General features: G+C 53.1%; 25 protein-coding genes. 20 read left to right on the top strand and 5 right to left on the bottom strand.

Annotated elements, in window-relative coordinates:
- Positions 1-2 precede the first annotated feature (2 nt).
- Genes B5E43_RS10175 through B5E43_RS10190 form a run of 4 tightly spaced genes read right to left on the bottom strand, consistent with a single transcriptional unit; the run spans position 3 to position 5,951 of the window.
- Positions 3-650, bottom strand: coding sequence for a DUF4391 domain-containing protein (locus tag B5E43_RS10175; RefSeq protein WP_087396389.1), 648 nt, complete (start codon positions 648-650; stop codon positions 3-5).
- 37 nt (positions 651-687) lie between these two features.
- Positions 688-2,427, bottom strand: a complete 1,740-nt coding sequence (locus B5E43_RS10180) for a DUF262 domain-containing protein (protein WP_087396391.1) — start codon at positions 2,425-2,427, stop codon at positions 688-690.
- A gap of 42 nt (positions 2,428-2,469) precedes the next feature.
- Entirely contained in the window at positions 2,470-5,694 is a 3,225-nt protein-coding gene (locus B5E43_RS10185; protein ID WP_087396392.1) for a helicase-related protein, read from the bottom strand.
- An 11-nt stretch (positions 5,695-5,705) separates the two neighbouring features.
- Positions 5,706-5,951 carry a helix-turn-helix domain-containing protein gene (locus B5E43_RS10190; protein ID WP_087396394.1) on the bottom strand — a complete coding sequence of 82 codons (246 nt, stop codon included), beginning with the start codon at positions 5,949-5,951 and terminating at the stop codon, positions 5,706-5,708.
- Between the two features lie 245 nt (positions 5,952-6,196).
- Between B5E43_RS10190 and B5E43_RS10195 the strand changes: the two genes are divergently transcribed.
- The 17 genes from B5E43_RS10195 to B5E43_RS10280 all read left to right on the top strand — a co-directional run bounded on the left by B5E43_RS10195 (position 6,197) and on the right by B5E43_RS10280 (position 21,069).
- Positions 6,197-6,871: an alpha/beta hydrolase-fold protein gene (locus B5E43_RS10195; protein ID WP_242964796.1), complete on the top strand. Its 675-nt coding sequence runs from the start codon at positions 6,197-6,199 to the stop codon at positions 6,869-6,871.
- Between the two features lie 703 nt (positions 6,872-7,574).
- Positions 7,575-7,949: a translation initiation factor 2 gene (locus B5E43_RS10200; RefSeq protein WP_087396395.1), complete on the top strand. Its 375-nt coding sequence runs from the start codon at positions 7,575-7,577 to the stop codon at positions 7,947-7,949.
- Between the two features lie 36 nt (positions 7,950-7,985).
- Positions 7,986-8,489 carry a hypothetical protein gene (locus B5E43_RS10205; RefSeq protein ID WP_087396397.1) on the top strand — a complete coding sequence of 168 codons (504 nt, stop codon included), beginning with the start codon at positions 7,986-7,988 and terminating at the stop codon, positions 8,487-8,489.
- A 137-nt stretch (positions 8,490-8,626) separates the two neighbouring features.
- Positions 8,627-9,517, top strand: coding sequence for a toprim domain-containing protein (locus B5E43_RS10210; RefSeq protein ID WP_087396399.1), 891 nt, complete (start codon positions 8,627-8,629; stop codon positions 9,515-9,517).
- 74 nt (positions 9,518-9,591) lie between these two features.
- Positions 9,592-10,500, top strand: a complete 909-nt coding sequence (locus B5E43_RS10215) for a hypothetical protein (protein ID WP_087396401.1) — start codon at positions 9,592-9,594, stop codon at positions 10,498-10,500.
- Positions 10,501-10,535: 35 nt separating this feature from the next.
- Positions 10,536-11,270 (top strand): class D sortase, encoded by a 735-nt coding sequence (locus B5E43_RS10220; RefSeq protein WP_087396403.1) that lies wholly within the window; start codon positions 10,536-10,538, stop codon positions 11,268-11,270.
- Positions 11,271-11,874: 604 nt separating this feature from the next.
- Positions 11,875-12,279, top strand: coding sequence for a DUF3846 domain-containing protein (locus B5E43_RS10230; RefSeq protein ID WP_087396405.1), 405 nt, complete (start codon positions 11,875-11,877; stop codon positions 12,277-12,279).
- On the top strand, positions 12,269-13,420 hold the full coding sequence (gene metK / locus B5E43_RS10235) for a methionine adenosyltransferase (protein ID WP_087396408.1): 1,152 nt from the start codon (positions 12,269-12,271) through the stop codon (positions 13,418-13,420). The genes B5E43_RS10230 and metK overlap by 11 nt, the downstream gene beginning before the upstream one ends.
- The gene (locus B5E43_RS10240) at positions 13,417-14,160 is read left to right on the top strand and encodes a phosphoadenosine phosphosulfate reductase (protein WP_087396410.1); all 744 of its coding nucleotides are present in this window, start codon (positions 13,417-13,419) and stop codon (positions 14,158-14,160) included. The genes metK and B5E43_RS10240 overlap by 4 nt, the downstream gene beginning before the upstream one ends.
- Positions 14,161-14,166: 6 nt before the next feature.
- Entirely contained in the window at positions 14,167-14,802 is a 636-nt protein-coding gene (locus B5E43_RS10245) for a hypothetical protein (RefSeq protein WP_087396412.1), read from the top strand.
- Positions 14,799-15,581 carry a DUF4406 domain-containing protein gene (locus B5E43_RS10250; protein WP_087396414.1) on the top strand — a complete coding sequence of 261 codons (783 nt, stop codon included), beginning with the start codon at positions 14,799-14,801 and terminating at the stop codon, positions 15,579-15,581. The genes B5E43_RS10245 and B5E43_RS10250 overlap by 4 nt, the downstream gene beginning before the upstream one ends.
- A complete protein-coding gene (locus tag B5E43_RS10255) occupies positions 15,578-16,171 on the top strand; it encodes a hypothetical protein (RefSeq protein ID WP_087396416.1) in 594 nt (197 codons plus the stop codon). Before B5E43_RS10250 ends, B5E43_RS10255 begins: the two co-directional genes overlap by 4 nt.
- Entirely contained in the window at positions 16,161-16,904 is a 744-nt protein-coding gene (locus B5E43_RS10260) for a site-specific DNA-methyltransferase (protein WP_087396418.1), read from the top strand. The genes B5E43_RS10255 and B5E43_RS10260 overlap by 11 nt, the downstream gene beginning before the upstream one ends.
- A gap of 203 nt (positions 16,905-17,107) precedes the next feature.
- Positions 17,108-18,295 carry an XRE family transcriptional regulator gene (locus B5E43_RS10265; RefSeq protein WP_242964797.1) on the top strand — a complete coding sequence of 396 codons (1,188 nt, stop codon included), beginning with the start codon at positions 17,108-17,110 and terminating at the stop codon, positions 18,293-18,295.
- 422 nt (positions 18,296-18,717) lie between these two features.
- Positions 18,718-19,035, top strand: coding sequence for a plasmid mobilization relaxosome protein MobC (gene mobC / locus B5E43_RS10270; RefSeq protein WP_087396420.1), 318 nt, complete (start codon positions 18,718-18,720; stop codon positions 19,033-19,035).
- Positions 19,035-20,441, top strand: coding sequence for a relaxase/mobilization nuclease domain-containing protein (locus tag B5E43_RS10275; protein ID WP_087396422.1), 1,407 nt, complete (start codon positions 19,035-19,037; stop codon positions 20,439-20,441). Before mobC ends, B5E43_RS10275 begins: the two co-directional genes overlap by 1 nt.
- Positions 20,422-21,069: a DUF3801 domain-containing protein gene (locus tag B5E43_RS10280; protein WP_087396423.1), complete on the top strand. Its 648-nt coding sequence runs from the start codon at positions 20,422-20,424 to the stop codon at positions 21,067-21,069. The genes B5E43_RS10275 and B5E43_RS10280 overlap by 20 nt, the downstream gene beginning before the upstream one ends.
- Before the next feature lie 5 nt (positions 21,070-21,074).
- On the opposite strand, the gene B5E43_RS10285 is transcribed toward B5E43_RS10280, so the two are convergent.
- Positions 21,075-21,299 carry a helix-turn-helix transcriptional regulator gene (locus B5E43_RS10285; RefSeq protein ID WP_087396425.1) on the bottom strand — a complete coding sequence of 75 codons (225 nt, stop codon included), beginning with the start codon at positions 21,297-21,299 and terminating at the stop codon, positions 21,075-21,077.
- 114 nt (positions 21,300-21,413) lie between these two features.
- On the opposite strand from B5E43_RS10285, the gene B5E43_RS10290 reads away from it, so the two are divergent.
- The 3 genes from B5E43_RS10290 to B5E43_RS10300 all read left to right on the top strand — a co-directional run bounded on the left by B5E43_RS10290 (position 21,414) and on the right by B5E43_RS10300 (position 24,031).
- A complete protein-coding gene (locus B5E43_RS10290) occupies positions 21,414-21,902 on the top strand; it encodes an SLOG family protein (RefSeq protein ID WP_087396427.1) in 489 nt (162 codons plus the stop codon).
- Positions 21,903-22,070: 168 nt separating this feature from the next.
- Positions 22,071-23,708 (top strand): type IV secretory system conjugative DNA transfer family protein, encoded by a 1,638-nt coding sequence (locus B5E43_RS10295; protein ID WP_242964798.1) that lies wholly within the window; start codon positions 22,071-22,073, stop codon positions 23,706-23,708.
- Positions 23,705-24,031: a formate hydrogenlyase gene (locus B5E43_RS10300; RefSeq protein WP_087396431.1), complete on the top strand. Its 327-nt coding sequence runs from the start codon at positions 23,705-23,707 to the stop codon at positions 24,029-24,031. The genes B5E43_RS10295 and B5E43_RS10300 overlap by 4 nt, the downstream gene beginning before the upstream one ends.
- The last annotated feature ends 65 nt before the right edge of the window (positions 24,032-24,096 follow it).

Below are 24,096 nucleotides of genomic sequence, written 5' to 3' on the forward strand. Positions count from 1 at the left end.
AATTACAACATCTCCAATTCCCTCTTCAACTTCTTTATGTTTACATTTATCTCCACCTGCCGGTTGAGTTGTTTTTCCTTCCTGATCTTGTTCTCCAACACTGTAATCTGTTTCTGGAGCTGCTGCCGCCGGAGGTCCCTCACCACAGACTCATGCAGGCTCTCCGCTTCGGCAGGCACAAGGCTTTCCCCGGCGACTTGCCGCACAAAATTTTCATACACGGCGTCCAGGGAGTGGCCCTCCATGCAGAGGGGGAGCTGGACTGCTTCCATCCAGTCGGTGTGATAGTATTGGCTGACTTTGAAGGCGGAACTGCCGGAGGCGGCTTCTTTGTAGCCGATCCAGGCCTGGTATTTTCCCCCGTATTCCAGCAGGAAGAGAATGTGGTAGGGGATCTCTCTGTCGATTTGGAGCAGGACGGATTCGTCAAATGAGGGCTGGCTGAGCCGGAGTTCCAGCACCTCAATCTCTGTGACAGCCTCTCCCGGGGCCAGATTGACCGTTGCGGCGGCGATCTTGTTCCGCCACCAGATGATCTTAACCTGCTCTGTAAAGGCCCGCTTTAGGCCAGGCGTCACTGTCAGGTTCTCATAGAACTTTTGCTTCGGAATACGCTTATTGAATTCTGTAGTTTTTGGCAGGCCCAGCACAGGATCACCCCTTTTCCCTTATGCATGTCAACAAATATTACTTTAGCAATCCATTTTCTCTTAAATAGTCAAGGAACTTCGCCATTATTTCCTCGGTTCTATCCAAAATATCTTTTTCGGTAAAGTCTGTCAAAGTTTCAGAGAGATGATGCAACTCATGGTTTCTTGTGCCCTCCTTCTTCTGATTGCGACTATTCACAAAGCCTTGGTAATACTTGATTTTATCCTCAAAGCGATAATCAGCGGCACGGATATTAATGCGTTTTTCCAAAAGAGCCTTGTTTCCCAGCGCCTCCAGATTTTTTACATCTGTTAGAGACTTATCTTTGTCATAGCGATTCCTGGCATAGATATGTTCAATCTCAAGTACCGTTTCAAGGGGAAAAAGCTCCTGATCATCATCTTGGAACGTCCACCATGCTAACATCGATTTTGTGATCGGTCTACTATTGTTGAATGTAAAGTTAGCAAACATGCTCTGCACCTTATCCGCCTCAAACTTGAAGTCGACAAAAGTAACCGGCTGGCTGTTGACGATACTGACCATCTCGGCATATATAGGGGTACGAAGTGCATTTACCCCAGGGTTTGTAACTGCATATGTCCAGATAAATCCAGTGATTTTGCTGAGGAACCGATAGAACTGGTCCTCATCTAACAGTCCTTCGCTATCTCGATTCTGCATAAAGAACACGGAAACAACATAGGTCCACATACCATTTGGGGCATAATTTAATACAAATAGGCGGCGCAAAATCCGTTGTGAGAACCGATCTTTATCTTGATTGATGACATCCTCCCAAAAATGAGCAAGTGTAATCAGATCATTAAACGTATCTTCTCTTTTGAGTAAGGTGTAATTGTCTTTCTCATAAAATTTGCGCAATGCTTCAGTCGTGGAAGACTTGATTCCCTGCTTGGCACGGATATAATACATGTACCGTGTAAACAGTTCATCCATTGGCGTTCCGTTTAGCGGATGGAAAATTGATTCCGTTAATTCCTCCAGATCTTTCCACTGCTTAATAAATAGATCCTTTTTTCCGATATCAGAGTAATATTTGTAAAACTGTGCCTTGAAAATATCAGAATCAGAGAGTGGCATTCCTCGGTCATTTAATGTTGAAAAGATTCGGAGCGCAGTGTCCTGCGATTCTGCTTCGATAGGGAGGAGAATGCAGTTGTTCATGATTCGAGTGGGTAAATAAGCAAAATACGTCGGATACTTTGCTAAAAAGTCGTCAATACAGTTCTGAAAGAACCGGTAATTGGCGGCATATCTGCTTTTTTGCCCAGGTTTTACAACACCCGTTTTCAATATCTCAAGAAATTCGTCTTTGTCTTTATCAGTGGCAACTTCAGAATCAATCTTTAGAGCTGACATATCAGGCTCACCAAATTCATCCGTTTTCCAGATACATTTCTCAATATTCTGTTTTGTAGCAACAGAGGCCTTGTCTTGCATGTGGCCAAATTTTTCATAGAAGGCACGTAAAAGTAGCATTAGCGTAGTAAGCCGTTGTTGTCCATCAATCACTTCCATCTTGGAGACACTATTTTTGAAAGTAACGATTGGTCCGAGAAAGTATTCACTATTACTGTCAAATTCTGTGCGTCCTTCGTCTGGAATTGCGAATGAAAAGATATCATCCCAAAGGGTCTGACACTCAGTTTCACCCCACGCATAGGGACGCTGGTAATCAGGAATCAAAAAGTCTGCTCGTTTATCCTGGAATAAATCTTTAATTGTCTTTTGGTCCACGTTCAGCTTCGACATTTTTCTTCCTCCAATAAGCTTATCTAATTCGACTTCCGATTACTACTTCACAACTAAAAAGCAGATCAACTCAAAATCATCCAGCCCGGAGATCTGGGAAAGCAGAGCCGTCGTGCCGCCGCTTTTGAACAGGCTGTCGATGTCGCTCTCTTCCTTCACATCGATGATGGAGTTGACCGCCTCACTCAGCAGTTCTGACATCTCAGCCATATTCCGGCCATCGTCAGTCTCCTGATTGAATTTCCGGCAGAGGTCGGAAATAGGTTCCGTTCTGCCTCTGCACAGCAGGCGGATAGTGTCCAGCATCTGCTTGGGGTTGAGATAGTCGCAGAGGATCTCGCCATCCATCCCGATGTAGACCATGTAGAACGGATGGATGCGGTTCCGGTGGTCTACGTTTACGCTGTCGTTGACATTCCGAAGGACGAAGATGGCGCCGGCCGGGGCGTCCTCCCGGGCCGGGACTACGGCGTGCATCCCATGAGGCGTGGTCTCCACATCATGGTGGTGTTTCATATACTCCAAAAGGTCCAGGCGGAATTCGTTGAGACCCAGATCCATGATGGAGATGCCGCTGGACATCTCCTCGATGTCCACGACTTCCTCCTGAAGCCGCTTTAGTTGCTGGCGGCGATACTCTAAATCTCCCTTTTCTTCGGAATTGATGGGATCATCGTCGCCGGTGGAAGTCATAACAGAAATCTTCATGCGGGTCTCCACCCGGCTTTTCAAATTGATGTATTCGTCCAGGTCCATATCCGGCCAGAAGTTCACCAGCTGGATCACCTGGTTCCGGCTTCCAATGCGGTCGATCCGGCCAAACCGCTGGATGATGCGGACCGGGTTCCAGTGGATGTCATAGTTGATGAGATAGTCGCAGTCCTGGAGATTCTGGCCCTCGGAGATGCAGTCGGTAGCAATCAGGATGTCCAACTCTTCCGTACTGCCCGGCATCAAAATATCCCGGCCTTTTGAGATGGGGGAGAAACAGGTAAGGACCGTATTCAAGTCCGCCCGCAAGCGGGGAATCGTCGTCCTGCCGTCTACGGTGCCCGTGACCTCCGCTGTGTTTAGACCAAAATTCTGTTTGACAAAGGGAGCGACCTGATGATAGAGGTAGTCCGCAGTGTCGGAGAAGGCGGTGAAAATGATGATTTTCCGGTTTCCGGAATTGATGGGATGCTCTTGTTTGTCCCGGATCAAGTTCAGCAACGTTTGCAGTTTGGTGTCGTGCTCTGGTGTGATGTCACCGATCATCAGGGAGAGCAGCTGCAGATTGTCAGCGTCTTTTTCCAAATCCCGCAGCCAGGAGAAGTAGTCCATATCTGCCAGATCGATTTTGATCTTCCGACCCACGGAGAAATAGTCGGTGTTCTGGTCATCCAGATCAAACTCGTCGGCGTCAGAAAGTTCTTGCAAGTCCAAAATCTGCTCACCGGACTGGTAGGCGTGGATCGTCTCAATGGTAGACTGGATCAGTTGATAGACCCGGTCAATGGTGAGCCGGAAGGCGTAGACCGAACTCTCCAACCGTTTGAGCAGATTGATGCTCATCAGGCGCCGAATGCCTTCCTCCCGGCCCTTCTGGGTCAGGCTTGTCCCCTTGTTGTGGGTGAGATCCTCATATTTGGAAAGCCGGGAGGACATGATGTAATAGGTGGGGGTGTAGATTGAAAGATTCAGAGAGATCAACAGCTCATAGATTTGATTGTAGTTGATGGCATCCCCCAAATCGGTCAGGCAGGGGCGCAGGGAGATGGGCTTGAGTCGCTCCGGAAATTTTCCAATGTCCGTGGTATCGTAATACTTCTCAATGTGCCGCCGGGAGCGGGCGATGGTCACGCTGTCCAGCACTTCAAAGAAGTCAAAGTCCAGCATTTTCAGCAATGCGTCCGTAGTGCGTTCTTCGGCGGGCAGACGGCTCCACACATTAAAGGCTTTCTGGGCCCGGCGGAAAATTTCATCAATGGAGGTGCTGGTGTCCAGCTTCTCATTGATTTGGGTGGAATCTCCCTCATAGGCCAGAGCAAGCTGATTTTTCAGGTCAATGAATCGGTTGTTGACCGGGGTGGCAGAGAGCATCAGTACTTTGGTGCGGACACCTGCCCGGATGACTTTGTTCATCAATTTCAAGTAGCGGTTTTCCTTAGCGCCCTCGCCAGAAATTTCCCCGCCATTGCGGAAGTTGTGGCTCTCGTCGATGACCACCAGATCATAATTACCCCAATTCAGACGATCCAAATCAATGCCGTTGGATTTGCCTTGTTCTCGGGACAGATCCGTATGATAGAGCACGTCATACCGTAGGCGATCTTCGGCGATTGGGTTGTTAATATAGTTCCCTTTATAGGTGTTCCAGTTCTCGGACAGTTTCTTGGGGCACAGGACCAGGACAGATTTGTTGCGGTTTTCGTAGTATTTGATGACCGCCAAGGCTGTGAAGGTCTTGCCCAGGCCAACGCTGTCTGCCAGAATGCAGCCGTTGTACTTTTCCAATTTGTTGATGATAGCAAGGGCGGCATCTTTCTGGAAGTTGTAGAGCAGGTTCCAAATCTTGCTCTGTTTGAATCCCGTTGCCTCGTTGGGCAGAACATCCTCCGAGATGTCATCCAAAAATTCGTTGAAAATATTATACAAAGTAAAGAAATAGATGAAGTCTGGGGAATTTTCTCGATATGCAGTAGAGATACTGTCAAGTACCAAATCTGTGACATCCTGTAAGCGAGTCTTATCGTTCCAAATTTCCTCAAACAACTTCAAGAAATACCGGCTGTTTTCATGGGAATCCGTTTTCTGAACAGGGTAATAGGCATTGTTGCCCCGCTCACAGCCCAGATCCACTGTGGTAAAGCCGTTGATGGGCATATAGGTGCTCTCATCCACAGTCAGAAATCCCATCATCTGTTCCTGCGTCACATTGGACTTGAAAGTCACCTTTTTCCGCACCCAATCGGCGCACTCTTTGGCAATGGCCTTTTGGGTCAATTCATTGCGCAGTTTGATCTCAAAATCAGTCCCATACAGGCTACGCTCCCGGTTCAGTCTGGGGATATAGAACTCCCGCTTCTCTTTGGGAATCTTCTCCTGGATGAACGTAGGAGAGGTGAAGATAAATCGCAGCTCATCAATGCTGTCCAGCTGCTTCTTCAGCTCTTGATAGGCATAGATGGAGAAACAGGCGGCGGCGATGGATACTTTGCTTCCTTTTTTGATCGAGGCCTGCAAATCAGACCGCACTGTCTGATTGATATTGTCTAATATCTGCATAACGGCCTCCTTCAGCGGCCAGAAGTTTCAGGATTTTCGGCAGAACATTCCTTTTTCTTTCGATACTTCTCAGAAAAACCGATATATTTTCCGCTTTTGATTCTGGCGTCACCAGGCTTTTGAGCGTCTTTTGGAATCGCCCAGCTTCGTCCCAGGCGTTCTGCGCCGGAGATTCGGCCAGAGGCGCACAGAATCTGGACCCGGCGGGAACTAATCCCCCATTTTGCAGCCGCATCAGAAATGGTCATGTAATCCATCTGGGTCCTCCTAATCGACAGTACTACAAATTCCTCTTAATTCTGATAATACACGATTTGGCGAATATTATCAACATAAATCTACAATTTTAGCCTGCCGTGCCCCGGTTCCTTCGTGTTGTGTGGCACGACCTGTCATATGTAGAAAATTTGTAAGTTTACTATCGTTGTGAAACTGAATTTGTTCCAATATAATAAAACTAAAGTAAATGGTGAGGATTTTCACAGAAAGCAGGTGGCGCAAAATGATTGACCCTACCATGGAAAAGAAAGCCGCATCCGTCTTTCCAACTACTTTTCCTGGTGCCCCGGTGATCTACCTGAACACATACTCCGATGAGGGGAAACAGGTGTTTGATGCTGCGCAGGCGGTTGGCTGCCCGCCGTTCAATTTGGTGACCGTCAGCGACTTGGCTTGGAACCACGACATGGCCCTATGGGACAGTCCGGCGGCCTTCAAGAAGGGGGAACCCTTTACCGGCGGTGCGGACGACTATCTGCGGCTGCTGGTTGAAGAAATCATACCCAGGGCAGAAAAAGAGTCGGTCGGGCCTCCGGCGTGGCGGGGAATCGCTGGATACTCTTTGGCTGGTCTGTTCGCCCTGTACGCCATCTACCGGACGGATGTGTTCTCCAGGGTGGGGTGTATGTCTGGTTCCCTGTGGTTTCCTGGTTTCAAGGAATACGTCTTTTCCCACGAACCGAAGCGTCGGCCGGACTGCATCTATTTCTCTCTGGGGGACAAGGAGGCCAAGACCCGCAATCCGGTTCTGAAAACAGTTCAGGAAAATACAGAGGAGATCCAGAGTTTTTACCAGGGCAAGGGTATCGACACGGTGTTCCAGCTGAATCCCGGAAATCACTTCGTCCGGGGAATCGAGCGGACGGTGGTGGGCATTCAGTGGCTGTTAAGCAGATAGAGGATAGCCTTCGGCCCTTATTCTTTGAATAGGCGTGTGAAAAATTGATACGCCTGCCGCGCAGAAAGGACTTGCTTAACACCCCCGGCAGAGGTACAATACCCCAAACCCAGAGTCGTGAAAAAACGCTTCCGGGCCGGGGTTGGCAGACACCTGCCGCCCCTGGTCAGGAAGCGTTTTTGACCCCATATTTGACCACAGTCAGGACCGGAACACGTGGAAACAGCGGATTTAAGAGCGCTAAAAAATATCAGGTACCGAGCAGAAAGCGCCGGAAAGCACTACAAATCACCATAAAAAATTTGGTTCAAGCGTTTGGGAGCAAGATGCCGGGAGTTCGAGTCTCCCCACTCGGACCAACTAAGGTTGCCAAAAAAGATGCAACCCCTGAAACCCTTGCTACGGCAAGGGTTTCAGCCGTTTCAGGGGACAAAATCGAGCACCAGCCGAGATGGAGATGCAAAAGGCCATTTTCGTGATGTGGGGTGATTCGAACCTCTGAGCAAAGAGAAAACAGCGAGAGAAGCCCCCGCTGGTAGTTCAAAGCGAACTGCTAGCGGGGGCTTCTCGCTTTTTATTACGTAGCTGTTTCAGTTGGTGGTATTGCTTACTTTGTCCCTGCTTCCTTGGTGGTCTTGATAATAGCTTTCGGCCATGGCTTTGGATATACTTGCGTTGCAAAACGAGGAAAGGAGAGCAGGCCATGGCAGACAAGAAAAATCTATGCGCCCAGATCGACATCGCCCTGCATAACCGGGTAACGGAAGAAAAAGACCACCTGGAAATGACTACCAGCCAGTACATCACCCATTTGCTGATAGAATACTACGAGATAAAAGAAAATGGAGGAAAACCGATTATGGCAAATAACGGCAGCAGAACAATGGCCTTTCAGGTCTCAGAGGAACTGTTCCAGCGGATCAAACAGTGCCTAGAACGCATGAGTGCACGAAATGGCAGAAAGATGACTCAGCGGGAGTTTGTCCTAGGCTTAATTGAGAAGGCCCTGGAGAAGGATGAAAATGAGTCTGTGGAGGAGATAGATACACAAGAGAGGCAGGAATCATATGGCGCATAAAGAGCGGTTCCCGGTTCGGCCGCAAGGAGGGATAAGGTGGATCACAGCATGTGGATAGAGGTCGAACGATCCCGGAAACGGATGCATGAAATACTGGATCAGAAATTTGATAACTTCATCCTGCATACGGCCTGTGGAGATTTGGCAGAGTATCTGGACAAGGATACCTACGCCAAGCCCTTACTGGCCCCAGCCCGTATGTTCAAGGGAGCAAAGCCTACAGCGGTCATCCTACCTGAAAAAGGAAAGGTAGTGGCGGCCACGTGGCAGCGGGTAGTACTTACTATCCTGCTGGACTGCGATAGTGATCCTGTAAAACATGAACGCCTGATGACTCTGCGGAGCCGTGTCGCCGGAGATTTCCGCTGGTTGCTCTCAGATAAGTCAAAGGGATTGCGCGCACCTTTGAGAATCAACGAGGGGCTATACTTTGAGGGGAAATTTGATACAGAGGCCCTGCTACGGAATCTGACAAAGAAGATTTTGGAGCCAGTCGGGTATGATTACAGCGGAATTGCCGTCCTTCTGCGTAACGTCTAGCCCTTTCTATAAAGCAGCATAATTAGAGGAGGCCCCTGGGCACCCAATCATAAGATCGGGTGCCCAGGGGCCTTTTACTCGCTTATTAAGGAGGAAAAAATATCAAGCGGAATAAGAAACGCTTTACAGATGCAGAGATGGAGATCGCCAAAAACACAGATCTCCCGGACTTAATGGAGTTTTTGGGCTACCAGGTGAAGCGGATCGGCAGGTACTACACCACGCAGGAGATGGACAGCATCCGGATCAAGGACAGACGCACCTGGTTCCGCTACTCAGAGGGCATCGGCGGAGATGCCATCACATTCCTCCAGCGGTTCTGCAACAAGAGTTTCCCGGAGGCGGTGGAATACCTGTTGGCTTGGCACGGCCGCGCCCGTGACTCTCCCCCGGCGAGCACTCCGCGGCAGACCAAGGAAAAGGAGGAAAAGGTCCCCTTTACCCTCCCACCTGCCAACGTGGATCACCGCAGGGTGTTTGCCTATCTCCGCAAGCGTGGGATCGCACCCCAAGTGATCCGGGGCTTTGTGGAGGCTGGATTGCTGTACGAGGACGCCCAGCACCATAACTGTGTTTTTGTTGGCCGTGATCAATCAGGGACACCGGTGTTCGCCAATCAGCGAGGAAGCTATGATCAAAATGGCCGCAGCTTCAAGGGCGACGTGCCGGGCAGCAATAAGGATATTGCATTCCGCCTTCGCTGTGATCCGGGAAATGACGTCGTCCTTGTCTTTGAGGCCCCAATCGACCTGATGAGCTTCTGCACCCTGCACCGGAAGGTGACCTCCAACGCGGTGGCGCTGTGTGGGCTGTACGAAGGAGGCCTGCGGACCTACCTGCGAGATAACCCACACCTGCGCCGGATCATTCTGTGCCTGGATGCCGATGAACATGGTCGGCAGGCAGCCCAAGAGATTCGAGAGATGTTCTCCGCACAGGGCTATCAGGTGTCTCAACAACTTCCGCCACAGGGAAAGGATTGGAATGAGTATCTGCTGCAACGAAATGTGCTCCGGGAAAGGGGGTGACAATTTCCAAAAGAAGAAATAACAATATGATTTCCGGCAAATCAAAAGAAAAATTGTTGTAGGAGGAATCCAGTATGAAACGCATTTTGACTACGATGTGCGCCCTGACCCTGCTCCTGGCGGCATCTGTCCCCGCTCTGGCCGCTGAACCGGAGCAGAGTGCCAGTTACTACCCCACATCAGTGGAGGAGTATATGGAGGGCGACAGCCCCAGGATCAAGAAAGTGTACCAGCTGTCCCTGGCAGATGACCCATCCCAGATCCCCACCGAGGATTTTGAGCGGGATGGCCGCCTCTATTATCTGCTGGACATGACGCGGAAGGACGAGGTTGGGGTGGACATCCAGACCATCACCCAGACCAAAACTCTGGCCAGCGAGACCAACAATATGGAGAAGATCCTCCAGAGTCTGGAACCGCAGATGGAGGTAACCACAGAGGACGGTTATACCGGCACTCTGACACTGGATCATACCACTGTTAAGGTAGCGGCAGACGGTTATGCTACCCGGACAAAGGATCTCTCCGCCACCCGCACCTATCCCAATCTCTCGGAAGCGGATCTATCTTTGATTCCAAAGAGCATTGAGGACAATGGAAAAAGCCTGACTCTGGCAGACGTGCAGTGGGCCGAGACCAGTGAAGCCGGGGCGGATGGGGCTGTCACCCGATATACTGCCACCGCCAAATATACCGGCACTACCAGCAGCACCTATGCCACCGGCTACACTGTTACGGCAGACTATACCGGCCAAGTTTCCAAAACCAACCGCTCCGTATTGACCTATACCGCCATTTTCGGCAGCATGGAGGTTCCCGAGGAGCAGACAGACCCGGCCCCCACAGATACCCCTTCCAGCGAAAACTCAAACGGGGCCACGGAAGAGATTGACATCAACCAGCCCCTCCTGATTGGCGGAGCGGTTCTCCTGCTGACCGCGGGTGGGGTTTTCCTGTTCAAGCGGTATAAAGGAAGGAGCTGATTCAACTGAAGCTGAGAGCACTTCTGCTGGCCACCATGCTATGCGCCCTGTGTGTGGGACAGGCCAGCGCCCTGGAATATCCCATGGAGGCCCCGGACGATTACCTATTTGGCAGACCTACCAGCGATGACACCATCTACGAATGGGAAGATCCCAATGTAGATTGGAGCAAGAACACCGCCCTGATCCCGCCTGGATTTGGCACACCTACCAGTTACCTCCCCGGCAGCGGCGACCCTCTGACGCCCAATCTCATCCCCGGCGCTCTGGATGGCGGCGGGCTGGTGTCCCAGACAGGGAGCGTCAACTATCCTGTGATCGACACAGGAAATGGGGGCAGTTCTGGCCAGGACGTCGGCTATACTGCCGTCACCAGCGATCTCTACTACTCCGGCGGACATCTGGGGACGCTCAAGATCCCGGCTATCGGCCTGTCTACCAAGGTCTACGAAGGGACAGACAGCAGCACTCTGGCAAAGGGGGCCGGTCATTTCCCTGGCACCAGTATCTGGGACGGCAACTGCTGCATTGCGGGTCACAACCGCGGTGTCCGGGATGACTTTGGAGACCTGCACACCCTGGAGCCAGGCGATACCATTACCTGGACCACTAAGCTGGGCACACGCACCTATCAGGTGGTCAGCGTGGAAAAGGTACTGGAGACTGACACCAGCAGCACCGTATCCACCAGCGATAATCGAATCACCCTCTACACCTGCGTCCGGGATCAGCGGGCATACCGCTGGTGCGTCCAGGCTGTGGAACGCTAAACGCAGTGCATCTCCCCAAGTGGGAAATGCACTGCGTTTTCTTTGTTTTGTTTATGGGAAACCATAACTGAATTACTTACGGAAAGAGGTAGTGAACAGATCATTGTTCAATGCCTCTTTCTGATCATTTGTAAGGAGGCATTATGATGCATCAAACGGGGACCTCAATCCACTGTTTACAACAAAATTGCAGGAGACAGCCTGCGTAGGTTGCCTGCGAGGCGTGTTCACAGGGCGAGAGATTGGTGACGGTGTCACGGTGACCTGGATGCGGCAAAATCGTGATCTGGAGTCTCCAGGTTTTCTTGCAGAGTTAAATGAACTGCTGGATGAACTGCGAAACAATGTACTTTGAACAGTTTTCCCGCCATGGAAACGTATTGCAAAGCGCATCCAGAGGCACGAATGTCTGATCGACAGACCTTCTATGCATTCCGCATGGACAGCAGCCAATATCGATACCACCTTCGGCTTTTCCCGCAAGTGCAGAAATTCTACATCTTCTGTTATCGAACGGACCAGATGCGGGCAGACCGCCCCAGGCCGGATTTCAATGTGCTATACGGCAGCAAAAAGAAAAAAGGAATTGGAGGAATGAGCGCACATGAAAGTATTAGTGGTAGAACCGCAAAAGCCCTGCCGTGTGCAGGAGATTGAAAGCCTCGCGGATATGCAGCAGCTCGTAGGAGGAGATATTGAAGCTGTGTACCCATTCCAGGATTCGGCAGCCCTGGTGTGCAATGCCGAGGGGAAGCTCCTTGGCCTGCCGATGAACCGCCCGCTGCTGGATGAAGATCGCCTGCCCTATGACATCATCTGCGGCACCTTCTTCATCGCCGGGCTTGGTCAGGAGGACTTTGTTTCCCTGACGGATGAGCAGCTCCAGCGGTACAAGTCTCTGTACGACAACGTGCAGATCCTTCCTGTGCGAACGGCAACCGGAGAACAGGGACGGATCGTTGGCGATCAACACATAAAAAAGAAAGGGAAATCTGACCATGAGAGATAAATACATCTTGACTGCGGAGTCTGTGACCGAGGGCCACCCTGACAAGCTCTGCGACACCATCGCGGATTCTGTTCTAGATGCCTGTCTGGAGGGTGACTCCTCCGCCCATGTGGCCTGTGAAGTGCTGGCCACAGCTGGCAAAGTGCTGGTGGCCGGTGAGATCTCGGCAAAGGTCATGCCGGATATCCCTTCCATTGTCTGCCGGGCCATCCGGGAGGCCGGGTATACGGGGCTGGACTATGAGATCGAGGTCATCACCCACGATCAGAGCGACGATATTGTTCACGCTGTGCGGGAAGGAGTCCAGACCGGGGCCGGTGACCAGGGGATCATGTATGGCTTTGCCTGTGATGAGACAGAATCCTATCTTCCTCTGCCGGTCATCCTGACCCACCGGCTCACCCGGCTGCTGACCAACGCCAGAAAAACCGGGATGATCCAGGGCCTGCGTCCGGACGGCAAGGCGCAGGTGTCTGTGGAGTACAACTTCGATATCCCTGTGCGTCTTGCATCGGTGGTTCTGTCCTGCCAGCATGACCCGGAGAAAGACCTGGATCAGCTGCGGGAGGAACTCATGGACCATGTGATCCAGCCCGCACTGCAGGAGCTGCCGCCCGATGGAGAAACGGAGATCCTGATCAATCCATCGGGGCGGTTTGTCTATGGCGGATTTGAGGCGGATACCGGCCTCACGGGCCGCAAGTTGATGGTGGATACCTATGGCGGACTGGCCCCTCACGGCGGCGGAGCACTGTCTGGCAAAGACGCCACCAAGGTGGACCGCAGCGGAGCCTATATGGCCCGCTATATTGCAAAAAATATTGTGTCTGCCGGTTTAGCGGATCGCTGTACCGTCTCTCTGGCCTATGCCATCGGAAAGGCAGGACCTGTGGCGGTCAATGTGGATACCGCAGGGACCGTCGAATACCAGGATGAGGTTTTGAAACAGGCTGTCCAGGCAGTCTTTGACCTGACCCCTGCCGGGATGCGCCACACCCTCGGACTGGACAGGCCCATCTTCGCTCAGTTCTGCAACTACGGCCACTTCACCCATCCGGATGCCCCCTGGGAGCAGACGGACAAAACGGAGGTACTGTGCAATGCCTGTCACATCAAGGAAGCAGGTGTGTCAGACCGTTGAAGCATGTTGCCTCTTGTTCCTTCGGTAAGGACAGTCTTGCCACCATATTACTGGCACTGGAACATGGGGAGCCTCTGGATGAGGCGGTATACTGTGAGGTCATGTTTGATAAGAAAATCTCCGGCGAGGTGCCGGAACACCGAGATTTTATCTACACCACCGCCATCCCGACTTTAGAACGCAGGGGTGTGAAGGTGACTGTCCTGCGCAGTGAGAAAACATATTTGGATCTCTTCACAGGCAAAATCACCCGCGGCCCCAAGAAGGGCCTTCTGCGTTCTTTTCCCATCTGCGGACGGTGTGCTGTTCAGAGAGACTGCAAGTTGAAACCCATCCTGCGATACCAAAAATCGCTGCCGTCCGATACGGTTCAATATATCGGGATCGCCAAGGACGAGCAGGATCGGCTGCTTCGGTTGGCCGGGAACCGGGTCTCCTTACTGGACAAGTACAACTGCACAGAGGAAGATGCAAAGCAGCTCTGCCAGCGGGCAGGGCTGCTTTCGCCTATTTACGCATTTACAAACCGCGGGGGCTGCTGGTTCTGTCCCAACGCCAAAAGAAAAGAACTGCGCCACCTCTATGACCAACATCCGGACCTGTGGGGCCGGATGTTGGAGCTGCAGGCTCTCCCCAATAAAGTGAGTGAGAAATTCAACCGCAGAGAGACTTTCTCCGATATTGACGCAGAGTTCCGGATGGAGGATGCGCAGGAGAGCCTGTTCCAGAATGCCGCATAAAAGGAGATGAGAACAACGAGCAATCAGAAGTATGAAATCACCGAGATCACGCACGAAAAGTATCCCTTCCTCCATCGCATTCGGGCGCTGAGAGATGTCGGAAAGAAAGTAAAAGCCGGAGATCTGGGCGGTTTCGTTGAGAGCGAGAGCAACCTGTCTTTTGAGACGGGAGATGACGCTTGGATCTTTGGTGACGCGATTGCGTGTAATAACGCCTATGTGGATAAGGGCTCGGCCCTGTATGGGGAGTCCATTGTTTGCGGAAACGCCTATGTTTCCCAAGGTTCTGCTCTGAGTAGCCATGCCCGTGCGGAGGATGATGCCTATATTCGAGGCAGCAATCTATGCGGCCACGCCAGAGTGTCCGATTGCGGAATGGTTTTGAATTCGCCGGACACGGGATATGCGCCTTTCTTATCCGGACTTTGCGCTGTATATGGCAGGGTGTGCGGCGATGTGCATTTAACTGGCACCGCCCTGGTCATCAGCGGTGAGGAGATTTGCAACGAGTCTCTTGATACCTTGGTCATGGACGGAAAAAGCCGTTCTGTGCTCCGAAATTCCTCCCGAGACGAACTGGCTCCCCAGCAGCCGCCCCCATCTCGCTCCAAAAAAGAGAAAGGTTGTGAGATGAGCAGATGAGCAACTTTTTTGAGCAGGAACTTCGCAAACTGTTTGCGGACGGGGCTGTAATCCATGATCCGGTCTTTGTAGGCCGGGCCTGCCTGGGCAGCTTGGACGGAAATCGTCAGGTGAGGGCTGAATTTGTTACGCTGGGCCATGCGGATCACTATGCGGCTCTCCGTCTGACACTGCTGGACAACAACCAGGGTGTGGTGGACAAGCTGACTCTTCGGTTCAAGGATGTGTGGGGGAAAAAGAAGATCCCCAGCAACCCCTATCTGCGGGATGGCGTTGATGCGCATATTTGGGTAGATGGTGACCGGATCGATTGGTATGCTTACCATCCCACCCAAGAGGACTACCGGCAGCTCCGGCAAATGGCCAGCGATTATGTGGAGACCTTCCGTATTCAAGCCCTGGCAAAAGACCACAGCCCCAAATTGGTGTACATCTGTGCGCCCCTCCGAGGTGAGGTAGAGAAAAACATTGAGTTTGCCAGACAGAAAGCCCAGGAAGTCTTTCGGGTGGGCGACGTCCCAGTCTGCCCCCATCTCATGTTCCCGCCTATCGCAGATCCGGGCGATCCGGCACAGGACCTGGCCGCACGGGAGATGGGCCTGCGGTTGGTAGAAAAGTGTCAGCAGGTCAATGCCTATGGACCTGTGTTCACGGAAGGAATGTGGGCGGAGATCCATCGTGCCAATAAACTGGGCATCCCAGTTGTAACCGATTTGAAAACAAAGGGACGTACTTCTCCCGGAAAAAAGAAAAGCACCAAGCGCGAGGAGGTTAAATGATCCAAGAAAAGACCATGGAGGACCTGCGGCACATGGCCAATGAGGAGGGGCTGATTCTCCAGGGCTGCGGCGGCGACCTCCAGGAGTGGGTGGACGGAATCAATGATCTGCTCACCCAGGAAGGGATCCTGCTGAATGGCACCAAATTTGAACATGCTGCCACATTTCAGCACGACGGTCTCACAAACCTGCTGTTCTCTTTTGAGGGGGTAGAGCTGAATGTAGGAAAGCTTGCGATGTGGCGGATTCAGACCCACAGCCAGTTCGGCGGCACTTGGCTGTCCGACTATGTGCCCAATCGGCTGGGTGGTTTTCTGGATCAGCCGAACCAGCAGGAGCGACCAAAGCCGCACTGTTCGCTGCTCGAACAAGACGGCAACATCTTCAACCTGATGGGGGCAGCATCCAGAACGCTCCGGGAGCATGGTATGGCTGACCAGGCCAAAGAGATGTGCGGCCGCATCACCGGAGGGAATTGCCACACTTACCATGAGGCGCTGAGCATCATCAGCGAATATGTAGAGACAGAATTGCCCATACCGCAAAATCCATCCAAAGGGAAAAAGGAGAAACATGCCTATGAGCGATAGCACCACCGCAATCCGCCCCGGTTGGGAGATCATCCACGGCGACGCACTGAAGATCCTGCGCAATTTCGCCCCAAATACCTTCGATGCAGTCATCACCGATCCCCCCTATGCCTCCGGAGGCCGGACCCAGGCAGAGAAAAACAAGTCCACCGACAAGAAGTATTCCAGCATGGGGGAAAGTGCGCCCCCTCCCTTTGACGGAGACTCCAAGGATCAGCGATCCTGGACTCGCTGGGCCGCCGAATGGCTCTATGAAGCTCGGAAGGTCTGTAAACCCGGGGCCCCTGTGTGTATGTTCATCGACTGGCGGCAGCTCCCCGCGGCCACCGATGCCCTCCAGTGGGCGGGGTGGATCTGGCGGGGCACAGCTGTCTGGGACAAAGGCAACAGCCGACCCCAGAAGGGCCGCTTCCGCCAGCAGGCTGAGTACATTGTCTGGGGTTCCAACGGGGATATGCCCATCAGCAGACCCGTCCCCTGTCTGCCCGGCGTATTCAAGTACGGCAATCCCCAAAACCGCATCCACCTGACGGAAAAGCCCCTGCAGCTCATGCGGGATGTGGTGAAGATCACGGAGCCGGGCGGACATATCCTGGACCCCTTTGCCGGTTCCGGCAGCACGGTGCTGGCCGCCGTGCTGGAGGGCTACTCCGCCACCGGCATCGAGATTACAGATACCTATGCCGCCATAGCCAAGGAACGAATCGCACAGGAGCTGGCTCAAAGTGCGTGACGGCCTGCTGTCCGCCGATTGCCCTTGATAACTCCCCAACAGGCGGGTATAATGAAACAAAGTGTCTGGATACTGTGGGGTTCCACAGTAGGATTGTGAAAGCAGAGGACACCAGTATCATAAAAGAAAAAACAAGCCGTTTTGTGCATACCTGGATACGATTCCAGAAATCTCTGACTGTCTAAAATGGAGGTGAACACGGCATGGAGCAGGAATACATGCTGCGACTATATGATATGGATCTGCTGTCTTTCTCCCTGGCGGAGCAGGGCATTGAGGGCCTGAAGGCCAAGCTGCTGTGGACCAATGAGGAACACAGGCAGCTCCTGCCCCTGGACATGGAGCTGTCCGATGCTGGTGTGTTGAAATGGCTCCAGAAGCGGGTCATCCCCAAGAATAGAGCCTATGTAGCGGAAATTTTGAAAACCTTCGGCCTGAGCATCAATGATACCAAAGGGATCATCGATGTGTGCAAGGGGCTGTCCCTCAACGACAGCTACTGGGTGGTGCCCGGAGGCTTCTCTGGAAGCTTCGCACAGTATAATCTGTACGAGAATCGCTTCTCCGAGATCCTCTCCCTGGTGGCTTACACCGGCATCGGCCAAAGTGACGCCGCCTTTACCACCTCGCCGGAGCTGACGACCAACGGGATGCTGCCCAAGGCATGGCGTTTCATAGAGGGCAAGGGGATCTACCTGTACAAAGGGGGTACCTTCGGCGCAGCAAACACCGGAAACGAGCCATACAGTGAGTTTTACGCCAGTCAGGTGGCCCAGGCCATGGGCCTGAACGCGGTGCCCTACGAGCTGGAGAATTGGAAGGGCATCCTGGCCTCCCGCTGCAAGTTGTTCACCGATATCGACACATCTTATATCCCCATTGGCCGTATTGTGCGGGAGGGTGGGCTGAAAGCCTGCCTGGATTACTATGAGAAGCTGGGACCGGAGGCGTATGAACATATCAAGAGTATGCTGGTGTTCGACGCTGTGATTTACAACGAGGATCGGCACTTCGGTAACTTTGGTGTCCTGCGGGATAACCACAGCGGAGCGGTGATCGGAGCGGCTCCGATTTTTGACAATGGTCTATCCCTATTCAACTTCGCTATGCCGGACGATTTCAAGGATTTGGACAGCTACGCCAGAACCAGAGGGACCCCCTATGGCATCAGCTTTGAAACTGTGTGCCGGGAGGTAATGGGGCCGGTTCAGATGCGGCAGCTTCGCAAACTGATTGGCTTTACATTCCAAAGGCATCCTAGACTGAACCTGCCCGATGACCGGCTGAGGGCGATTGAACGGCACTTGCAAAAACGTGTGCGGCAGCTTTTGGAGCTGACACCGGAACGAAGGATACAGCCAGGAAGGAAAGCTGCGGAGCCAGAGCGTTGATGACGCAGGAGAGTGTGTCCGGGCGGATACGCTCTCCTGCCTTTATAATCCGGGCGGGGTGTCACATTAGACACCCCGCCCGGATTTTTTAACTTTCAGGGTGCTAACACAGACACCCTTGTGTGGAGATAGCATGTCGGAGGAATATGGAGCATTCCAGCCCACAATAAGCGTCGCCGCTCTGTCCCAGAGCGGTGGTTTTTCTTTTTCGCGGAGTTGGCAGGCTCTGCCTGCCATGATTATAATCCACCTACCGCTTGAAAACAGGCCCCGCTTCGGCGGGGCCGAGCCAACGCCGCCAGGGGCGGCGTTGGGCAAGCATAGCGCAAATGTACATTTTGCGCGCTTGCAGGGGAAACCCCTGACCCCAATGCCGCCTGCAGGCGGAAGGGTTGCGGCAGAGCCGCAGAAAGGAGGCACGCTTGGGGCTCCCAAAAGAAAAACACCATCTGCACATCGAGCTGACGGCGGAACAGTATCAGCTGCTCTGCCAGCAGGCCAAACTCTGCGGGCTGTGTAAACGGGCCTACATTGTCCGGCTCATCGATGGGACTCCGATCCGGGCCAGGCCCTCTCAGGAGATCAAGGCCCTGCGCACGGAGATCCATCACATCGGCAATAACATCAACCAGATCGCTCGCAGCGTCAATGCCGGCATCGCCACAGCAGAGGATGCCAGATATGGACTGTTCCTGCTGGATAAAGTCTATGAGTTGATGTACCAGGTGGCCAATCCGTAATGGCCATCACCAAGATCCTGGCCCGAAAAGGTCGGTTGGATATTGGGATCGACTATATTCTGAACGGCGATAAGACGGAGCAGAAGATACTCACCGCCCATCAGGGCTGTGAGCCAGGCCGGGAGTGCCGCCAGATGTTGGAGACCAAACGGGACACCGAAAATATGGGAGGCGTCCAGTATTACCACATTGTGCAGTCCTTCAAGCCCGGCGAAATCTCTCCTGAGCTGGCCCTGGAAATTGCCAAGACTTTCGCCGCGGAACATCTAAACGGCTACGAGGCGGTAATTGCCACCCATGTGGATCGAGAACATATCCACTCGCACATTGTATTCAACTCCGTGAATGCGGACACCGGCGAGAAATATCATAGCAATGCCAAAAGCTACTACCGCCAGATCCGGGCCATCTCAGACCGGCTGTGCCGGGAGCACGGCCTCTCCGTGATCCTCTCCGGAGAGGTCTCCAAATCCATGAGCTATGTGGAATGGCTGCGCCAATCCAAGGGTCAACCCACCTTCCGCTCCATGCTGGAGACGGATCTCCGGGAGTCCATTGAGGACGCAAACGACCTGGGGCACTTTTTCCTGCTCATGGAGCACAAGGGCTATGAGATCCGCCACGGAAACCGCCTGGGGTTTCGCCTGCGGGGGCAGGAATGGTTCCAGTATCCAGGCAGGAAAAATGCCGCTTTCACGGAGGATGGTATCCGTGCCGCAATCCTGGGAAATCTGGAGGAAATCGAGGCAGGCCAACGGGCAGCTTCTGCTGACAAACCAATTTTTCGTCCCTACCGCAGACATCCCAAATACACGGGCTTTTTGGCCTTGTATGTTCACTATCTCTATCTGTTGGGGAAGATCAGCAAGCGTCAGTATCCTCCCAGAATGACCCCGCACCTGAGACAGCAAGCCATGAAATTTGAACGCTACCGGACACAGTTTGCTTTCCTGCGGGAAAATGGCATTTCCACCGCTGACGAAATGACCGCCTATCAAAGCCGCACAGAGGAAACGCTGGCCAGCCTGATGAAGCGGCGCACCATCCTCAATGTGCGCAAAAAGAGGCGGCAGGCGCTGTACGACGCCCTGGCGGATGTGGAGGCCCTGGCTCCGGCCAAGGTATGCTATGAGATGGGGCTGTCCGGCATGGAGGATGAGTTTGACTGCTATATAAAAGCTGTGCGCCTATTGGAGCGGTGCGGCATCCCTCCAGAGCATCTGACACAGGAAAAAACGCAGGTGTATCACCAGCTTGCCGAGCTGAGCCGGCAGATCCGTGCAGAACGCAAAAAGCTGGCCCTGTGCCGGGAGATCCAGACGGCAAGCAAGCAAATGGAAGAAGATATCCGCAAAACTGAAACAAGAGGAAAAGAGGTGGAACACGATGAACATCGGAGGCGGTGAGGCTGCCGACCAGATGGTTCGCATGATGCTGACCGGCACAGAAGTGACGGTTCGGCTGGGTGCGTCCGCCCTCAAAAATCTGCTGGCCATTACGCTGGCTTTGGCAAAGCAGCACAAGACCCTGTCCGGGAAGGTCAACATGGGAAAAATGCTCCGGGAGACACGGGATATCCGAATGTTCCCCATGTCGCCGGAACAGTATCAGGCATTCAAGCAGAGAGCGGTCAAACAGAAGATCCTGTTCTCTGTCATCCGGGATTCGGATGGGCGGGGCAAGGTGGTAGATGTGGCCATGCCAGTCACAGAGCTGGAGCGCGCCAATCTCATTTTTGAGCGAATCCGATACCTTCCGCAGGATCGCCAGAGCACACCAGCCAAGGAGCAAGCCCCCGTGCGGGATTCACAGAACCGGGAGGAAAGAACGCCAAAAAAAGAGTCTCGGTCGGAGTTCGACTTGGCCGGTATCAGCGGCAGCTCCAGTATCTCCAAAAGCGAAATCAGTACGGAGACGATTCATGAGCGTCCCTCTGTTCTGGCACGGCTGAAGGGGTACCGGGAGCAGCTGGACCGGCAGCACAAGGCGGCTCCGGCCAGAAGTAAACAAAAAGGACGCCCCAAGCAGAGATAATGCCCTTACTGCTGAGGAGTGTGTTCACACTCACTATCGATGACAAACAAGTCATTTGGTGTGCAGTTTAGCAGCAAACACAAGGTTTCAATTCGCTCCAATTTAATAGACTGGGTCTCATTGTTTACCATTCGGTTGAAATTCTGATAGCTCATTCCAAGCTGCTTATAGAGCCAATATTTTGTTCTGCCCTGTTTCTCCAGCAATTCCAATACATTCAGTTTCACCATATCTCATGCTCCTATTATCTAATGTTGTAGTTAGATAATAGGGAATTGCCCGCCTGAGGGTATAGACTATTACATTAGATAATGTTATAGTCTACTACTGAGGAGGCGTGGTTTATGCATGAACAGGAACTAAGACGGCACCGCTGCTGTTTTACTGGACACAGACCTGAAAAGCTGCCTATCTCTGAGTCGGCACTATGTAAAAAGTTGGATACCGAAATCGGAACTGCAATCCAAGACGGGTTTACAACTTTTATCACCGGCATGGCAAAGGGGGTGGATATTTGCGCGGCAGAGCTGGTTCTTAAGCGCAGAGTATCAGATGAGCGACTGAAGCTGATCTGTGCGCTCCCGTTTGATGGCTTTGGCCTTCATTGGAGCATGGACTGGACACAACGGTATTCTCGCATTTTACAGCAGGCTGATTTGGTGCGATGTATCTGCAAAGAGTTTTCTTATGCCTCGTACCAGCGCCGCAATGAATGGATGGTAGATCACTCCGGGCGGGTGATCGCAGTCTATACAGGTGAGAGCGGCGGAACCAGGAATACCATCGCTTATGCCAAACAGCAGCACATCCCGTGTGTCATCATCACACCATAAATAGCGGGACTCAGCAGACGAATCCATCTGCTGAGTACCTTGTATTTTGTCTGGAGGTGAGTTTTCCTGAAGCAAAGCTCCAGGGCCGGGGACATTGTCCTGGCCCTGTTTTTCTATGTTCCGGTGGTCTGGGGCGCATTGCTCATTGCCCAATCCTTGGGGTGTGGATTGCCGGAGCTTCTTACCAATCTGACATCAGCGCTCCAGCACCCGCTGGATATCCGTTGGACAGACAAAAGCCTGCTGTCCATCCTGATCTGCACCGGCCTCTATATCATGGGCCTATGTATCTACGCCTCGGAGCAGCGGCGCACGCGGGACGGCGAGGAGCACGGCTCCGCTGCCTGGGGCTCTCCCCGGCAGGTCAACGCCATGTTCCGCCAAAAGGAGAATAAGATCCTCACGCGCCATGTCCGCCTGGGCCTGGATACTCACAAGCACCGCCGCTCCCTCAATGTCCTGGTCATTGGCGGCAGCGGCGCGGCCAAGACCCGCAGCTATGTGAAGCCAAACATCCTGGAAGCCAATACCAACTATGTTATCACCGACCCGAAAATGGAGGTGCTCACGGCCACCGGGGGATGGCTGAAAAGCAAAGGATATGACATCCGGGTGCTCAACCTGGTCAACCTGGAACAGTCGGACGGGTACAACCCATTCCGCTATCTGAGGGATGAAAAAGATGTCCTCAAGCTGGTCAATAACCTCATCCAGGCCACCACACCAAAGGGCAGCCACGAATCCGACCCATTCTGGACAAAGGCGGAGACGGCACTCCTCCAAGCCATCATCCTCATGCTGTTCCAGGAGGCCCCGGAGTATGAACAGAACTTCTCCATGGTCATGCGGGTGCTGGAATACGCGGAGGTTCGGGAGGAGGATGACGAGTATCTCTCCCCCCTGGATCTGCTGTTCCAGGCCATGGAACGGGAAAACCCGGAGAGCGTGGCTCTGCGGCAGTACAAAGTATTCAAGCAGAGCGCGGGCAAGACGGCCAAGAGCATCCTGGTCTCCGCTGCGGTTCGTCTGGCCCCCTTCAACCTGCCCCAGATCCGGGCCATCACGGATCACGACGATATGGATCTCTATACCCTGGGAGAAAAGAAATGCGCTCTCTACGCCGTGATCCCGGACAATGACAGCACCTTCAATTTCTTGGTGTCCCTGCTCTATTCCCAGGCATTTCAGACGCTCTATTACAGCGCGGATCAGATTCATCATGGGGCGCTGCCCCGGCATGTCCACTTTGTACTGGATGAGGCTCCTTCCATCAATCTGGGTGGGCTGCCTCGGGAGCTGTCCACTATGCGTTCCAGAAACATTTCCTGCAGCACCATCATCCAGAACATGGCCCAGATCAAGGAGCTGTATAAGGACTCCTGGGAGACCATTCCCGGCAACTCGGACACCATCCTCTATCTGGGCGGCAATGAGCAGAGCACCCATAAGTACATCTCCGAGGCCCTGGGCAAGGCCACCATTGATACCAAAACACACGGGCAGACCAAGGGGAAATCGGGCTCCTACTCCACCAATTTCCAGATGAGCGGGCGGGAGCTGCTCACCCCCGATGAGGTCCGTGCGCTGGATAACCGCTATTGCATCTTGTTTATCCGGGGTGCAAAGCCCGTCATGGACCTGAAGTATGAACTGACCGAACACCCCGCTATCCGCTGCACCGTGGACGGAGGCGGAGCGCCGTATATTCACCATGGACACAACACCACACCGGCTATTCCGGGCACACCGCTCTTTCAGGTTATTTCTGCCGATGAAACCGATGAAGAAAAGGAGACTGCAGTATGAGACATGATTTGACCACCCGTAAGTATGAGCGCCGCGCGCGGAAACTGTACGCCCTGTTTTCCTGCCTCGTTCTGGCGCTGACCGTTATGGTTGTCCCGGCCTTTGCCGCGGACGATCCGCTGACGGTCGTCAACAACCTTTCCGAGTTCATCTTCTCCCTGATCCGGGCCATCGGCCTGATCCTGCTGGGCTTCGGCGTCCTCCAGCTGGGCCTGTCCCTCAAGAGCCACGACCCCTCTCAGCGGGCCAATGGTATGCTCACTGTCGCCGGCGGCATCGTGATCACCTTTACCAAGGAGATCCTCACCCTCATCACCGGTTGATGAGCAAGAAAGTAAAAAACGCCCACCCGCAGCCCGGCACAGCGGCTGCGGGTGGGAGAGAAGGG

It is taken from the genome of Flavonifractor sp. An100 (assembly GCF_002161175.1).
Taxonomy (GTDB): domain Bacteria; phylum Bacillota; class Clostridia; order Oscillospirales; family Oscillospiraceae; genus Lawsonibacter.